Annotated in this window: 14 protein-coding genes and 1 tRNA gene; 9 read left to right on the top strand and 6 right to left on the bottom strand. The window is 54.7% G+C overall.

Annotated elements, in window-relative coordinates; genetic code table 11:
* The first annotated feature begins 439 nt into the window (after positions 1-439).
* From ACWIZX_RS15445 to ACWIZX_RS15430, 4 genes are all read left to right on the top strand, one after another.
* Positions 440-1450, top strand: a complete 1011-nt coding sequence (locus ACWIZX_RS15445) for a BMP family protein (RefSeq protein WP_448336420.1) — start codon at positions 440-442, stop codon at positions 1448-1450.
* 160 nt (positions 1451-1610) lie between these two features.
* Positions 1611-3173: an ABC transporter ATP-binding protein gene (locus tag ACWIZX_RS15440; RefSeq protein ID WP_448336419.1), complete on the top strand. Its 1563-nt coding sequence runs from the start codon at positions 1611-1613 to the stop codon at positions 3171-3173.
* Between the two features lie 11 nt (positions 3174-3184).
* A complete protein-coding gene (locus ACWIZX_RS15435) occupies positions 3185-4195 on the top strand; it encodes an ABC transporter permease (RefSeq protein ID WP_322794016.1) in 1011 nt (336 codons plus the stop codon).
* Between the two features lie 6 nt (positions 4196-4201).
* Positions 4202-5131: an ABC transporter permease gene (locus tag ACWIZX_RS15430; RefSeq protein WP_448336418.1), complete on the top strand. Its 930-nt coding sequence runs from the start codon at positions 4202-4204 to the stop codon at positions 5129-5131.
* A gap of 76 nt (positions 5132-5207) precedes the next feature.
* Here ACWIZX_RS15430 and ACWIZX_RS15425 read toward each other — a convergent pair whose 3' ends face one another.
* On the bottom strand, positions 5208-5954 hold the full coding sequence (locus tag ACWIZX_RS15425; RefSeq protein ID WP_322794018.1) for a hypothetical protein: 747 nt from the start codon (positions 5952-5954) through the stop codon (positions 5208-5210).
* 405 nt (positions 5955-6359) lie between these two features.
* Here ACWIZX_RS15425 and ACWIZX_RS15420 point away from each other — a divergent pair, with 405 nt between their 5' ends.
* Positions 6360-9935, top strand: coding sequence for a bifunctional metallophosphatase/5'-nucleotidase (locus tag ACWIZX_RS15420; RefSeq protein WP_322794019.1), 3576 nt, complete (start codon positions 6360-6362; stop codon positions 9933-9935).
* 61 nt (positions 9936-9996) lie between these two features.
* Here the strand turns inward: ACWIZX_RS15420 and ACWIZX_RS15415 are convergent, their stop codons facing one another.
* Together ACWIZX_RS15415 and ACWIZX_RS15410 are read right to left on the bottom strand one after the other, a co-directional pair.
* Positions 9997-10782: an inositol monophosphatase family protein gene (locus tag ACWIZX_RS15415; protein WP_448336417.1), complete on the bottom strand. Its 786-nt coding sequence runs from the start codon at positions 10780-10782 to the stop codon at positions 9997-9999.
* A gap of 88 nt (positions 10783-10870) precedes the next feature.
* Positions 10871-10953: transfer RNA gene (locus tag ACWIZX_RS15410), tRNA-Leu, on the bottom strand.
* 57 nt (positions 10954-11010) lie between these two features.
* On the opposite strand from ACWIZX_RS15410, the gene ychF reads away from it, so the two are divergent.
* Positions 11011-12081 (top strand): redox-regulated ATPase YchF, encoded by a 1071-nt coding sequence (ychF, locus tag ACWIZX_RS15405; protein ID WP_322793484.1) that lies wholly within the window; start codon positions 11011-11013, stop codon positions 12079-12081.
* 118 nt (positions 12082-12199) lie between these two features.
* A complete protein-coding gene (locus ACWIZX_RS15400) occupies positions 12200-12964 on the top strand; it encodes an HAD-IIA family hydrolase (RefSeq protein ID WP_322793483.1) in 765 nt (254 codons plus the stop codon).
* A 4-nt stretch (positions 12965-12968) separates the two neighbouring features.
* Here ACWIZX_RS15400 and ACWIZX_RS15395 read toward each other — a convergent pair whose 3' ends face one another.
* The gene (locus tag ACWIZX_RS15395; protein WP_322793482.1) at positions 12969-13451 is read right to left on the bottom strand and encodes a hypothetical protein; all 483 of its coding nucleotides are present in this window, start codon (positions 13449-13451) and stop codon (positions 12969-12971) included.
* A gap of 143 nt (positions 13452-13594) precedes the next feature.
* Between ACWIZX_RS15395 and ACWIZX_RS15390 the strand changes: the two genes are divergently transcribed.
* Positions 13595-14866: a cysteine desulfurase-like protein gene (locus tag ACWIZX_RS15390; protein ID WP_448336416.1), complete on the top strand. Its 1272-nt coding sequence runs from the start codon at positions 13595-13597 to the stop codon at positions 14864-14866.
* Positions 14867-14874: 8 nt separating this feature from the next.
* Here ACWIZX_RS15390 and ACWIZX_RS15385 read toward each other — a convergent pair whose 3' ends face one another.
* Together ACWIZX_RS15385 and ACWIZX_RS15380 are read right to left on the bottom strand one after the other, a co-directional pair.
* Positions 14875-15276, bottom strand: a complete 402-nt coding sequence (locus tag ACWIZX_RS15385; protein ID WP_448336415.1) for a CopG family transcriptional regulator — start codon at positions 15274-15276, stop codon at positions 14875-14877.
* A 6-nt stretch (positions 15277-15282) separates the two neighbouring features.
* Positions 15283-15504 carry a hypothetical protein gene (locus ACWIZX_RS15380; RefSeq protein ID WP_322793479.1) on the bottom strand — a complete coding sequence of 74 codons (222 nt, stop codon included), beginning with the start codon at positions 15502-15504 and terminating at the stop codon, positions 15283-15285.
* A 203-nt stretch (positions 15505-15707) separates the two neighbouring features.
* Here ACWIZX_RS15380 and ACWIZX_RS15375 point away from each other — a divergent pair, with 203 nt between their 5' ends.
* On the top strand, positions 15708-16061 hold the full coding sequence (locus ACWIZX_RS15375) for a hypothetical protein (protein WP_322793478.1): 354 nt from the start codon (positions 15708-15710) through the stop codon (positions 16059-16061).
* Positions 16062-16112: the final 51 nt, after the last annotated feature.

Genomic DNA, 16112 nt, shown 5'->3' with positions numbered 1-16112 from the left:
AAAGTCGCTATCACGGCCTGTATGCGCAAGATGTTGACCATTATGAATGCTATGGTTCGTCACAAGGCCTCATGGGCAGCTCCGTAACCATTTCCGCCCATCTTCCACCTTGACTTTTAACACAGTTACTGCGAGCGAGCGCAGCGAGCGCGGCAATCTCCGGCAGGGCACCCCTGCGCCTCCCCCAATATCGCATTAGCGATATTGGGGGAGGTTGGAGGGGGTTCATCTCGCTGCTGATCAGGTTTGGTGCTTATCCCGAACCCACGTTAAAAAGGCAGGGCTGTGTGCAGGAAATTAAGCGGATATTCAAGGAAGAATGTACCGGAATCTTTATCCAATTCGTAATTGACAGACATTTTCAAAAGAGTAAAATAGAAAATACTTCAACTTCACCCTGTTTCCCTTCTATCCCATTTTCAATTTAAGGAGGAAAGAAATGCGCAAGAACCGTTTCGGATTGTTGTTCGTTTTGGTGGTGGTTGCATTGCTGGCTGCACAATGCGCCCCCGCCGCCACCCCCGCCCCGCAAGAAACCGGCAAGACCTATAAACTGGCCGCCATCTTTCCGGGCGTGATTACCGATGCCGACTACAACACCCTGGCGTATGTCGGTATTTCGGAATTACAAAAAGCCACCGGCGTTCAAACCGCATATTCCGAGAGCGTTGCCGTTCCGGATGTAGACCGCGTCATGCGCGAATACATTGACGGCGGCTACAACATCATCTGGACGCACGGCGGTCAGTTCCTCACCCAAACCGTTGAACTGGCCAAGCAGTTCCCGGATGTCATCTTCATCGGCGAAGGGGATGCCCCGGTAGCCGATGCCCCCGCCAACCTGTGGATGATTGACCGCAACTTCCACGTCGGCTTCTACGGCATTGGCGCTCTGGCTGCCAAAGCCACTCAGACCGGTAAAATCGGTTATCTGGGCGGGCTGGCGCTGCCCTTCTCCTACGCTGAGGTGCACGCCGTGCAGCAAGCCATCAAAGACCTCGGGCTGAATGTGGAAGTCAAAGCCGTTTGGGCGGGCGACTTCAATGACCCGACCAAAGCCCGCCAGGTTGCCGATGCGCTGATCGCCGAAGGCTGCGATGTGATCATGGGCTCGCTCAACCTAGGCATGTTCGGCCTGTTTGAAGCGGTCAAGGCTTCGCCCACCAAAGTGCTGGTCACCGCCAAATACACCGACAAATCCACCTACGCCCCCGAAAACTACATGACCTCGCTGCTGTATGATTTCGCCGGCCCGCTCAAGGACATTTACGCCAAAATTCAGGCTGGTGAAACCGGCGGTTACTACCCGCTGGGCTTTGCCACCGGCGTTGCCCTGCAAACCCCGCTGAAGAACGTTTCCCCCCAAATTCAGGCCGAAATGGACACCCTGCTGGCTGACCTGCGCGCCGGTAAAATCGAAGTGGTCAAGGATACCAGTGAGATTAAGTAGGGCTTTCCGTTACAGCCGACTGCAAAATCATCCATAATTCAGGCAGGGGTTCCAGCGCCTGTGCATGAGCGCCGGAACCCCTTTTCTAACTCCCCTGCCAGAGAACCTCAGCAGTGCATGGTTTCATACCGACTGCACAGGCAAACTAGGGAAGGAGATCATGGAAAAACAACCCATTCTGGAATTAAAAAACATTCGCAAAACCTTTGATAAACTGGTTGCGCTGGATGATGTATCCTTTTCGTTACTGCCCGGCGAAATTCACGGTCTGTTGGGCGGCAACGGCGCCGGCAAAACCACCCTGATGAACATCCTCTACGGCCTTTACCGTAAGGATCAGGGCGAAATTTTCCTGAACGGTGAAAAAATTGAGATCAACGGCCCGCGTGACGCCTTGAAACGCGGCATCGGCATGGTGCATCAACACTTTTTGCAAATTGCCAATTACACCGTGCTGGAAAATATTGTTCTGGGAACAGGCATCACCAACCGCTATACCATGCAGCTGCAGCCCGAAGCCAGAAAAGTGGAGGAATTGTGCCAGCGCTTTGGATTGCCAGTTGAATTGAATGCGGTCATCTCCACGCTGCCGATTGGCACCCGTCAAAAGGTGGAAATTCTCAAAGCACTTTACCGCGGCGTGAAGATTTTAATTCTCGACGAACCAACCACCAACCTGACCCCGCAGGAAGTGGATGCGCTGTTCGAGTCGCTGCGGGTGATGGTCAACGACGGTTTGAGCATCGTCTTCATCACCCACAAACTGCGCGAAGTGCTGAGTGTGTGCGACCGCATCACCGTGCTGCGTGAAGGGCGCAACATCACCACACTGGATCGAAAGGACGCTTCGGAAGAGGTGTTCGTGCGCGCCATGGTCGGCGAGCAAATGAACATCGAAAAGAGCGTGTACTTTGCCCGCGACACCAAAACCTTTGGCGAAGTGGACTATACGGCTGAGCCGCTGCTGCGCCTGACTCAGGTGAACCTGATCAGCAAAGAGGGCGTTGCGCGCCTCAAAGACGTTTCGCTCGAAATTTTCCACGGTGAAATTTTGGGCATCGCTGGCGTTGCCGGCAACGGTCAGCAGGAACTGGCCGAGGTAACCGCGGGCATTATCCCGCCCACCAGCGGCAAAATTGAGCAAAACGGCAGGGATGTGACCGGCCTTCCGGTGGGCAAGCGGCTGCGCAGCGGCCTTTCCTACATTCCGGAAGACCGGCTGCATGACGGTTTTCTGCCCAAAGCCAGTGTGGCGCACAACCTGATTCTGGGTGTACACCGCCAGCCGCCGTACAGCGACGGGCGCTTCATCAACTGGAAGACGGTTTACCAAAACAGCCGCGAGCAAATTCGTGAATACAACATCAAAACCGGCGGACCGGAAGACCCCGGCGGCAATCTCTCCGGCGGCAACATTCAGCGGGTGATGATTGCGCGCGCTTTTTCGATGAATGCCGATTTGCTGGTGGCACACAATCCCACCCGCGGGCTGGATATTCCCTCGATGGATTTTGTCTATCAAAAATTGTTGCAGCGCAAAGCCAAAAAGCAGGCTACGCTGCTTATTTCGGAAGATTTGGACGAATTGATGCTGCTCAGCGACCGCATCGCGGTCATCTACCGCGGGGAAATTTTGGGTATTTTGCCGCGCGAGCAGTTTGACAAATACGCCATCGGCCGGCTGATGAGCGGCATCCGCTCGACCGAACCGGCAACCCCGTGAGCGAGGTACCAATGAAGACACTTGGACGAACCATCCTCCCTTATCTGATTGCCATTGCTGCTTCTTTTGCGGCGGCGGGCATCTTCATTGCGGCGATGGGCTTTGATGTTGGGCGGGCTTACCAGACCATTTTACTGACTTCCTTCCGCACTCCCAACGGCTTCATTCAAACGCTGCTCAAATTCATCCCCCTCACCCTGCAGGCGCTGGCCTTTACCGTGCCGCTGACCGCCGGTAAATTCAACATCGGCGGCGAGGGTCAGATGATCGTCGGCGGGATTGCGGCAGCGGCGGTGGGCATCACCTTTTCAGACCTGCCGCCGGTCATCCTGCTGCCGCTGGTCATCCTGGCGGGGGTGATTGCGGGTGCATTCTGGGGTCTGGTTCCAGCCTGGCTGCTCTACCGCTTTGGTCTGAACGAGATTTTGACCACCGTGCTGCTCAACTTTGTTTCGTTTGCCGTCATTGATCTGGTCGCCACCGGGCCGTGGCGCGATACCACCGCCGGTCACCCCACCACCATCCCCATCGGGCAGGGCGGCTGGCTGCCCATGCTGGTCAGCAATCCGCCGCTGCACTCGGGCATCATTCTGGCGGTACTGGTGGCAGCCGGGATTTATGTGTACACCAGCCGCACCACCGGCGGCTACGAGCTGGTGGCTACCGGCGCAAACCCGCGCGCCGCCGAGGTATTCGGCATCAACGTCAAGCGCATGTTCGTTTTCTCGCTGGTGCTGGCGGGCGCGCTGGCCGGTCTGGCCGGTTCCATTGAGGTTGCCGGCGTTCACCGCCGCCTGATCGAGGGCATGCAGTCCAACTTTCTGGTGCTGGGGCTGATCATCGGGCTGATCGCGCGCGGCAACAATCTGGCGGTGCCGTTTGTGGCGTTTTTCATCGCCGTGCTGGAAGTCGGGGCAAGTGCCATGCAGCGCACGTTGATGATCCCGGTTGAAATGGTCTTTATCGTCGAAGCGCTGGTGCTGCTCTTCGTTCTACTTTCCGATGTGGTACGCAGGAGGTAAATCATCATGGAAACTCTGGTCACCTTCTTGCGATTAGTCCTGCTTTCGATGGTGCCGTTTGTGCTGGCCAGTCAGGGCACCATGCTGGGCGGTCGCACCGGCATCTTCAACGTGGCACAGGAAGGCATCATGCTGCTGGGTGCATCGCTGGGTTTTCTGGTCAGTTATCAGGTCGGCAACAACTTTGTGGGCATGCTGGCGGCCATGGCAGCCGGCGCGCTGTTCGGCTTGCTGCTGGCTTACTTCACCACCACGCTGAAGATGAATCAGTTCGTCATCGGGCTTTCGCTGTTTTTCATCGGTGTGGGACTTTCCACCCTGCTGCCCAAACTGGTCATCGGCATCACCCTTTCGCCGCCGCTCATCCCCACCCTGCCGGAAGTGTCCATCCCCGTGCTGAGTCAGATTCCGCTGCTGGGGCCGATCCTCTTCAGGCAGAACGGGCTGGTGTACTTTTCCATTTTTCTTTCGCTGGTGTTGTGGTACTTCCTGTACCGCACGCAGCGCGGGCTGGAACTGCGCGCCGTCGGCGAAAACCCGATGACGGCCGACAGTCTGGGCATCAACGTCGTGCGGGCGCGTTACTGGACGGCTATCGCCGGCGGGGCATTGATCGGTCTGGCGGGTGCATACCTGCCGATGGTGTACACCGGCACCTTCACCGAGGCGATGACGCGCGGGCGCGGCTGGCTGGCAATTGCTTTGACCTTCTTCGGCGGCTGGAGTCCGCTGACCATTCTGACCGGCTCACTGTTCTTTGCCGGCGTGGAGGTACTCGCCTTCCGCGCCCAGGTGATTGGGCTGGCCGTGCCGTACCAGTACCTGCTGATGGTGCCCTATCTGGCTACGATTTTGATTATGATTCTCACTTTCCGGAAAGCGCGGGTGCCGGCCTTTCTTGGTCAGAATTACGACCGCGAGAAACGCAATTTGTAAGGCTGTTTGTTTCAACCGTTTAAGGATTTGAAGCCGGCGCAGGGTCAAAACGATGACTCTGCGCCTTTTTCCAAATTCAGGGTGTTGAAACGGGCAAAATCAATTGAATGGGTTCCATGACCAGCGTCCAGATGTGGCTGCCACTGCCGCCCTGTCCCTGAAAGGGTTTTTCCAGCATGTAGCCGATATTCTGATCGGAAAAACCCGCATCCAGATAAAACACCTCACCCCGTCCATCGCCACCGCGGTGAGTCATTTTGCCGGGAGCAGGTAAGGGGCCTTGCACAGGATCATGGTCGGGACAGGACATTACCCCACTACCCGGCTGCCAGTTCTCCTCGATGATTAGACGAACAATCCCATTTTCACAATAACCGCTGGCGGTAGCAATCATGCTGCTTTGACCTTCATAGGTGCAATCGCCCGTCACGCCTCGAATGGTTACCGGCAGGGTGATGGTACTTTGGGGTTGCAAAATTACACGCGGCGTTTCCTGGGTAACTTCCAGGGTGAGAACACCATCCCCAAGGGAGTAATGCAGGGCAACTTGTTCAACATTGAAATCAATTTCGGATGAAAATTTGAGGAAAACAAAATTGTAGAGTCTTGGGCATTCGGCCAGTTCTATGCCTTGCGGCACCCCTTCCGGCTGACGGGTTGACGGAGGAGTTTCGGGTATTGGGGTAGGCGGCGGTAAATCCTCTTCCTCATCTGAAAAAACCACCCCATCCTCCACCGGCTGCGAAGGCTGACACGCTGCCGGTAAAATCAACAACACGGCTGACAGGAGCAGCCCAACAATCCCACCCCTCCATTTCATCATCCCCTCCTTGGATATATCCAAAACCGGTTATAGATTGATCATACAACTTTTGGAGGGGAATTACAAATGACTCCGCAATAAAATTGTGACACAAGTAACTTTACTCGAAGGATATATTTCGTTAAAATAAAATTAAATTGACTGGGTGGGCTATTATTTGTGTTAATTTGGGGCGTAATCCTATTAACTTAACATTTTTGTATTCTTAACGAAATCTTGATTGTTCCCCATTTTCACTGCGCTTTAATTTGAATTGGGTTTATCTCTATAGCCCTATTGAATGCCGCAACCGAAGTATGCCTTTCGTATCAATCTTTGAAAGGAGGTGGTGTGTCATCAAGTGAATGAAGAAGCTTTTTTCAGCGCAGGTTAATTCCAAAAACCAATCTTCAGGAGAGAGGGAACATGAAACTTAAATTTTTGCAAATTGTGTCTCTGGTCTTGATTATCTGCCTTGCGTTGCCTGGACCGGTTCAAAGCGCCGGTCTGCAACGTCCACAGGCGCTGACCACCATCAACTTCACCATCCTACACACCAACGACTTTCACGGAAACCTGGAAGCGTCAGGCTCTAATCCCGGCGCAGCCCGCGTGGCTTATAAAATCAATGATATTCGAGCCACCGTCGGAAATGAGAATGTGCTGGTCCTGGACGCCGGAGATATGCTCCAGGGCTCGCTCATTTCCAACATTCTCAAGGGACAACCAACCATTGATTACTACAAAACCATAGGCTATGACGCGGTTACACTGGGAAACCATGAATTTGATTGGGGTCAACAGGTGTTGGCAAAACGCGCTCTCCAGGCCGCAGCCACGGAATCGGGTAAAAAGTCCTTCCCCATGATTGCAGCCAACATTGTCAAAAAAGTGGACAATTCGTGTGCTGGCTGGGATCGTCCCGTTTTGGACGATGGAGCGGGGAACACTTACACCATTCAACCCTATACGATCCTGGATGTTGGGGCAGACCCCAACAAAGTGCAGGTAGGTGTGATCGGTGTCGGTTCCATTGAAACTCCTTACATCACCATCGCCGAAGCCACCGAGGGACTTTGTTTCAAAGACCCGACCCAATCTATCCTGCATTACTATGACGAAATGAAGGCGGCCGGGGCAGATGTACTGGTTGTTCTCAGCCACAACGGCTACACTGACGGTGGTTATGGATACGGCTTTTCGGTTGATGGGGATCAAACCCTGGCCCGTAAACTCAACGAGGCTGGAAAACCGGTGCACCTGATCATTGGTGGTCACAGCCACACCGATTTGTCTGCTGCCACAATGGTAGGAAATACCGCGGTGGTGCAGGCGCATTACAACGGCCGCAAAATCGGCCGCGCCGACTTCACTTATGATCCATCTACCGGCGCAGTTACCATCAGCTGGAGCCGCATTACAGTTGGCACTTCCGATCCCGAAGATGCCACTGTAAAAGCCTTGGTTACCAGTTATGTTTCGGATCCTAATTATCAAACCCTGATCAATGAACCAATTGGCTGGACGCAGGTTGACCTGTTGCGCAATTACAACGGCGATGGAATGATGGGCAGCTTCATTCAAGATGCCATCTATAACCAGTTGAACTCGGATACCACGCCGGATAATGACGTGGACATGGTCTTTAATAACCCGGGTGGTATTCGAATTGACTGGTGTGATAAAGAGGATCCCGCCAACCCCGGCACCTACATTTGGACCAGCACCGCTTCTGAGTGCCAGGCCGAAGGGGTATGGACACATGATCCAATGGTACTCACTTATGGGATGTTGTTCCAGATATTACCCTTTGGTAACGACACTGTAGTAGCCGATATGACCGGCGCTGAAATCATTGACCTGCTTAACCAGAGCGCAACGCTCTTCAAAGGCGCAATTCAGGTTTCGGGCATTCGCTACAAATTCTACCGCTATTCCGATGCCTTGCCCGGTCCGCAACCGTGGGCTTGGGGAGCGTACGATGTTCAGGTCTATGATCGGGAAAGCGACGCCTGGCTACCGATTGATCCAAATCGCACCTATCGGATTGCCACCAACAGCTTTCTGGCACCCGCCGGGCAGGATGGTTTCATTGCCTTCAAGTACGCCAGGAACCTGTCTTACTGGGGTGATATGTTGAATGTGGTGATTGATTGGGTACGCCGCTACACAGTAGATGAACCCTACCGGGGACCCAAAGGCGACGGTCTGCTGGACGACCGCATCACCCGTGAAGGTACGGACGCCGGCGGCCCGATCATTCCGCTGACAATTTTGCACCACAACGACTCACATGGCCGATTGCTGCAATCCGGTACCACGGCGGGATACACCAATCTGGCAACCCTGATCAAACGGGAACGCGCTCACAACCCCAACCGCACCCTCCTGCTTACCGCCGGCGATAACATTCAGGGCGATTCGATGATGTACTACTTCAAATCGGCCGGTTTGGGCTACTGCGCAGACGGCAGTCCCCTGCCTGCTGACATGCAAATCAATCCGCTGATTAAGGCCTTCAACGCCATGGGTTATGATGCAATGGTGCTGGGTAACCATGAATTCAATTTCGGCAAAGAGGTTTTCAGCACCCTCTCGGATGCGACCTTCCCAATCCTGCAGGCGAATTTACAGGATGACGGCCGCTACGGAATTGCCAGGATACCGGTATTGCCGTTTGTGCGCAAGACGGTTGGCCCTGAAGCGATCAAGGTAAGTATCATCGGTATCGGCAACCATCGCGTACCCAATTACGAACTACCCAGCAACATTGAAGGGTTGACTTTCACCAATCCCATCGAAACTGCCAGCCAGTACGTGGACATGTTGCGCGATAGCAGCGATGTCGTGATTGCCCTGACCCACATCGGGTTCGCACCAGATCCGAAGAGTGTCGAGGTGGATAATAATGTGGATACCTATCTGGCATCCAATGTGTCTGGCATTGATGCCATCGTAGGCGGCCACTCGCACACCCATCCTACCGACAGCCGTTACATCACGGCACCCTATCAATACCTGCCAACGCTGCTGGGCAATCCGGATGGTGTACCGGTGATCATCGGGCAGGCCAATCGTTACAACACTTACCTTGGGGAAATCATCATCGGGCTGCGCCCCAAATCAACCACGACTATCAGCGATGCGGGCATTTTGTCTCAGGCTTATGAGGTCGTTTCCCGCGCCGGGCGTGCTCTTGAGGTGAAGACCGCTGACTACGCAGAAGATGCAACCATCAAGGGAATCATTCAACCTTACGCAGATAAACTGGCTGCCTACAACAACACCGTCATCGGTCAGACCATCACGCCAATTGATACACTGCAGGCTTACACCACCGAAACCAATGGCGCAAACCTGCAGGCGGATGCTTCGGTGTGGAAATTGAAAAAGGAAAAGATCGAGGTTGATTTCCACCTGTCCGGTGCAATGACCAACAGGAAGATTGCCGATACCGCAACTCCCAGCACACCCTATTCATTGAAGATCAGCGATATGTTCAGCGCCATGCCGTATGAAAATTCGCTGGTGGTACTGCGGATGAACGGCCCGCAAATTAAACAGATCCTGGAACGGGCATACCGCAATTACTACTACTATAAGTACGTACCGGGTTACGGCGGCTATTCCTACTACACAACCTGCATGCTGGATATCAACGCCGGTGGCAAGATAACCTACTTCGACACCTCTCCAGAATCGCCCAATGGGAACAACGTGGCTGCGCTGGAGTTTGACGGCAAGAGGGTGAACTTCAACGACGCCAACACTTACTACAATGTTTCGACCGTCAACTATCTGGCGGCAGGTTCCTGCAACTTCAATGATGGCGGGAAATCGCTCTGGCCACTTGATCAAATCGTTGCAGACACACAGTACTATGTCCGCGATGCAGTGATCGAGTACATCCAGAGTAAAACCGAGCCGATCAATCCGCAAATCGAAGGGCGCCTGAATATCGTGGTGCCTGTTCGGTTGTGGATGCCGGTCATATCACGGTAATTCCTCACTGATTCGGTAAAATAAAACTGCTGCCCGGCACTGGAAACCGGGCAGCAGTTGTTTACAAACCATGCTGGCGCAAGGCATCCCGCAGCAAAGCATAGACCTTTGGATTGCCCGCCAGAATGCTGACCGGTGGTTTCAGAATGTCCTCATCGCCGTCCAGTTTGGTAACGATGCAGCCGGCTTCCCGGGCGATCAGCGCGCTGGCGGCAATGTCGTAATGTTGAACGGAGAATTCCCAGTAGCCGTCCAGTCGGCCGCAGGCGGTATAACACAAATCCAGGGCGGCCGAACCCAGCCGGCGCACCCCCTGCGAGCGCAGGGTCAGATCGCGGAAGCAGGCAAACGCCGCATCGGTGTAGGGAGAATGGTCATGGTGCGGCAGACCGGAAACCAGCAGGCACTCGCGCAGCGAAGCCGCACTGCCCGGCTGAATCGGGACACCGTTGAGCCATGCGCCTTTGCCGCTTTCGGCAGCAAACAGCTCGTCGTGGATGGGGTCGTAAACCACCCCCAGCCGCAGGTGACCAGCCTCTGCATAAGCAATCGAAACGCAAAAGAAGGCAAATCCATGCGCAAAGTTGATCGTTCCGTCAATCGGGTCAATGTACCAGCAGTGCTCATCACTGCCGTTGTGATGGCCGCTTTCTTCGGTGATGATGGTGTGATCGGGAAAACGGCTGAGGATGCGCTCCATCAGCAGAGCCTCGGATTGGTGATCGGCTTCGGTGACAATATCGGTGCTGCCTTTGAAGCGGATGGAATGATCACCTCCAAAGCGCTGGCGCAGCAAACTTCCCGCCTCGCGCGCCCACTGAATCAGGTCATTGAGTTCTGGTGACATGAGGTTCTCCTCAAAGGCTGTGCCGGGATGATTTTTAAGAAACCAGCGCCGCAGTCAGGTGCGGCGCGCAGCGTGATATAATCAGCAGTGCCGAAGGTGGGAATCGAACCCACATACCCGGAGGGTACACGATTTTGAGTCGTGCGCGTCTGCCAGTTCCGCCACTTCGGCGTGATCTAACCTGAAATATATCAAAATTCTTCGGAAGGGTCAAGGTTTCAAACCATCATGCGTTTGGGAATCATCGGATTACCTCAATCGGGAAAGACCACCCTGTTTAATGCCCTCACCCGCGGCAATCAGCCTACCGGCGTTGCCACCGGCAAAATCGAAATCCACACCGCCGTGGTGGATGTGCCGGATCCACGCGTAGATGTACTTTCCAAAATGTTCAACCCAAAAAAGACCATTTACGCCAAAGTCACCTACGCCGATATTGCCGGGCTGGATGGCTCGGCGGGCAAAAGCGGCATCTCCGGCACGCTGCTCAATCAGCTGACCCAAATGGACGGTTTCATTCACGTCGTCCGTGTTTTTGAGGATGAAAATGTACCCCACCCGCAAGGCAGTGTGAATCCTGAGCGCGATCTGGCAGCCATGGATGCCGAATTTGTGCTCAACGACCTGATCGCCGTCGAGCGCAAACTGGAACGCCTGGCGGAAGAACGCAAAAAAGGCGGCGGAAGGGATCGTTCGGCAATTGAACGCGAAATTGCCCTGTTCGAGCGGCTGCATCAGGCACTCAGTCAGGAAATTCCGTTGCGCGATGTGGATATCGAAGCGGACGAGGAAAAACTGCTCTCTGGTTTTGGCTTCCTCAGCCGCAAACCGGTGCTGGTGGTGCTGAATCTTTCCGAGGGACAGACCGCCCCGGCATTGGAATACCCCCACCGCCACAGTCAGGTTGTGGCGCTACAGGCAAAACTGGAAATGGAAATTGCCCAACTGCCGCCGGAAGATGCCGCCCTGTTCATGGCAGAATACGGCATCAGCGAACCCAGCCTCAACCGGATGATCCGCCTTTCTTATGACCTGCTTGGCTTGCAGTCCTTCTTTACCGTCGGCCCGGACGAAGTGCGCGCCTGGACGGTGCGGCGCGGTGCAACCGCCCCGGAAGCTGCCGGCGAAATCCACACCGATCTGCAAAAAGGTTTCATCCGCGCCGAAGTCATTACCTACGACGATTTGATCGCACTGGGCGGAATGAGCGAGGCGCGTGCCAAAGGCAAGCTGCGCCTGGAAGGCAAAGAATACATCGTCAAAGACGGCGATATTATCAACATCCGCTTTAACATTTAACCCGATACAGGCGATTTGTTATGATCCGGTTATTAATCGGTCAAGAATCAACGTTATCGGGCGAGTACGGGCTATAATTTAACTCGGCAAGACCATTTCCTTATTCCAAGGAGCAGCCATGCCAAAAGTAAACTATTTGATTGATATGGACGGCGTGTTGATCAGCGGGCAAAAGATCATCCCCGGTGCGGATGAATTCATTGCCCGTCTGCGTGCCAAAAAGATTAAGTTTCTGGTGCTGACCAATAACCCGATCTGGACTCCTTCTGATCTCTCGCACCGCCTGCAGAACATGGGACTGGATATTGACAAAGACTCGATCTTCACCTGCGCTATGGCAACCGCCCGTTTTTTGCATGCCCAAATGCCGGGCGGCAAAGCCTTTGTGATCGGCGAAAGCGGTCTGCAGGTGGCACTGCACGAGGTGGGTTACATTCAAACCGAGTTCGACCCCGATTACGTGGTTTTGGGGGAAACCTTCAACTACAGTTTTGCCCAAATCACCAGAGCGGTGCGGCTGATCAACGCCGGCGCGCGTTTTGTGGCCACCAACCCGGATGCAACCGGCCCCACCGAAGAAGGGATTGTACCTGCCTGCGGCGCCATGGCTGCCCTGATCGAAAAAGCCACCGGCAAAACGCCCTTCTTTGTGGGAAAACCCAACCCGTTTATGATGCGCGCCGCCCTCAACTACCTTGGCGTCCACAGCGAAAATACCATTATGATTGGTGATCGCATGGACACCGATATTCTCGCTGGCATCCAAAGCGGCATGGGTACGATTCTGGTGCTGAGCGGAGTCACCAGCCGCGATATGATTTCTGCCTATCCCTACCAGCCCCAACGGGTGGTGGGTTCGGTGGCAGAGCTGGAACTGGATTGATCGCTTAAAACTGCAAACCGAAAAGACGCAGCCATGGCCGCCCGTATTCGAGGAAAGGCCATGGAATGGCTGCCAGCATCAACACAAAGGAAAGCAGGTAGCCCAGCGCCGCCCAGCGGTGCTTGAGTACATCGCTGGCGGCTTTGCGGGAGCGGGTGCGCACCACATGGGCCACCACCAGCGCAATGAACATCAGCAAAAAATGTTCAATGGCAAAAAAGCGGGTGCCGGCAGCGCGCATGGCCGCCGCAAAATCGGCCGTCAGCACCCCGAACCAGCCTTTGGAGAAGTACAGGATTAAACCCAGCAACAGTTGAACATCAAAAAATGAGGTGTAAAGCAGGCCAAAGCGATTGTCGTCTTTATTGAAACGCCGACCGCGCAGCCAGCCGGTGAATCCGCGCACAATAACAATCACGCCAAGAATGACCAAAGCCCAGCGGGTGAGGTTATGCAGGCTCTGCAGGATCAGATTGAGGGTGGACATGAAAATTCCTCCTGTCAGGATTTTTGCTTACCGATCGTTTAATTGGATTATACTCTATCCCAAAATACAAACGCAAGAAGATCAACGCACCCACAAAACTGGCGTATAATCTTTGAAAACCGCCGCCAAAGGAGAACAAGCCTATGACCCTGGAAAGTTCCATCATCCGCAACCGCTTCCCCGCGCTGCAAAGCGGTGCCATCTTTTTGGATAACCCCGGCGGAACGCAGATCGCCCTTTCAGCCCTGGAGCGAATGGAACAGTACCTGACCACCTCCAACGCCAACCACGGCGGGGCTTTTCGAACCAGCCAGGAGTCGGATCGGATTCTGGACGCTGCTCACGCCGCCATGGCCGATTTTTACAATGCTGCCCGCCCTGAGGAAATTGTCTTTGGTAACAACATGACCAGCCTGACCCTGCACATCAGCCGTTCGCTGGCGCGCACATGGAAAGAGGGCGATACCATCGTGGTCACCCGGCTGGATCACGATGCCAACATCACCCCGTGGGTACTGGCTGCCGAAGATCGCGGCGTGCGCGTACGCTGGGTGGATTTTCATCCCGAGGACGGCACGCTGGACCTGGATGACCTGCAGGCTGCGCTGGAAGAAAAACCGCGTCTGCTGGCGGTCGGTTATGCCTCCAATGCGCTGGGCACCATCAATCCGCTGGAAGAAATCATCCCCATGGCGCATGCCGCCGGCGCGCTGGTGTATGTGGACGCCGTCCAATACGCCGCCCACGGGCCAATCGATGTGCAGGCACTCGGCTGCGACTTTCTGGTAGCCTCTTCGTACAAGTTTTTTGGCCCGCACGCCGGCATCCTCTACGGCCGTTACAATTTGCTCGACAGCCTGTTTGCCTATAAGGTGCGCCCGGCATCCAATACACCCCCCGGCAAATTTGAAACCGGCACCCAAAACCACGAAGGCATTGCCGGCGTTCTGGGGACAATGGAATATCTGGAATGGCTGGGCGAAACCTTTGGCGGAGAATTCAGCAAGGATCTCAGCCCGCACTACAAAGGGCGGCGCATGCGACTGAAACAGGCCATGGCTGCCATTCGCGCTTATGAATACCGCCTGAGCCGCAACCTGCTGGATGTGTTGAAAAGCATCCGCGGTTTGACGCTCTACGGCTTGAGCGACCCGCGCCGCATCAAAGACCGCGTGCCGACCTTCGCCTTCCGCTTGAATGGACAGCATCCGCGCGAGGTTGCCGTCCAGTTGGGCCGCGAAGATATTTATGTGTGGGACGGCAATTATTACGCCCTGGCGGTTACCGAACGATTGGGAGTGGAAGATAAAGGCGGCATGGTACGGGTCGGGGCAGTCCATTACAACACCGAACGGGAATTGAAACAATTGGGAGATGTTTTAGAGCGAATTGCCAGAACAAAAGCCGTGGCTTAAGCGCAACCCTAATCTGCCGGACTGCGCCGTTCCTTGATTCCCAGTGCCGCCCGCACGGCACGAGTGGCGCGTACCACCCCATACACTTGAAGATTGCGAATCACCGCCCCAGCCAGCTGCGGCGGTACTTCTGCATCAATTGCCAGCATTCCGACCACCCGCACATCCAGGCTTTCCCCCTTTTGAAAATGCTCTTCCAGCTCGGCACGGTTCAAGTGGACAACCCCAATGGTCAACCCCCGCCGGCGCACAATTTGATTCAGCGCCTCGCTCTGTTTTTCCAGTTGGGCGCGGGCAGCCGTGCGTAAAAAGTCAGTACGACTGGAATAGTAACCTTCCTCCACCAGCACATCAATCTGACCCAAATCCACCACACTCAGATTGATGGTGACCTTTTCGGGTTCGGGCATGGAAGTTTACAGGGGAAAACGATGGGAATCGGGCGAGATGGGAAGCGCAGTGGACAAATCATTGTCCTGTTCTTCCTGCAATCGGGCAATCCGCAGCCGACGGGGAACAGCCCGCAGCAAAGCCGGGAAGAAGTAGGCATGTGCCGGTCGAATCAGGAACGGGCGATAGACTCGCCGAACCTTCCGGATGATCAAACGAAGCGGGGAAGTTGGAGGGAGTGCCTGCATTTTATACTCCAATTAGATGTTTTTTACCATCCATTAATAATCTATTTAGAGTATATGATTTTATTCGCGGCATGTCAATCCAAATACCCGCTCAATTTCCCGCCGGAAGCGAATCCAGAAGCGTGCTGCGCTCCATCTGTGATAAACTCGGTGTTACACCCCATTCACCGTACGGACGTGATTCTTTCCCTGTGAGGCTGGTAATGAATGCTGAAAAATCAAAAACAAACTGGATCAGTGTGATCCTGTATGGCTTTGCCGGGCTGATTCTGGCGCTGGCGATTCTCGTGCTGATTTCTCTGATCGGGGCAGCCAGCGCACTGCCCGCCAATCAAATCTTCTTCCAGATGTTCGGTTTAGGCGAACTGGCCAACCTGATCATCCGCCCCTTGCAGTCGGCGCTGATCAACGGCGGAATTGTGCTGGCGCTGCTGATGACGGCAGTTGCGGCGCTGCTTTTTATTGCCGGACGGCTCAATTCCAATCAGGTGCGCCTCACCGAACGCGTGCGCCTGTTGGAGGAAATCATCCATGCCCAACATGCTGAAAATAAATAACAGGGACGGGAGTCAGCCTGCCGCTGCTCCTGTCCCTGTGTGGATATTTCG

Source organism: Bellilinea sp. (assembly GCF_053501535.1).
Note: the sequence above shows the minus strand (reverse complement) of the source record. Positions and strands in the feature narration are given on the sequence as shown.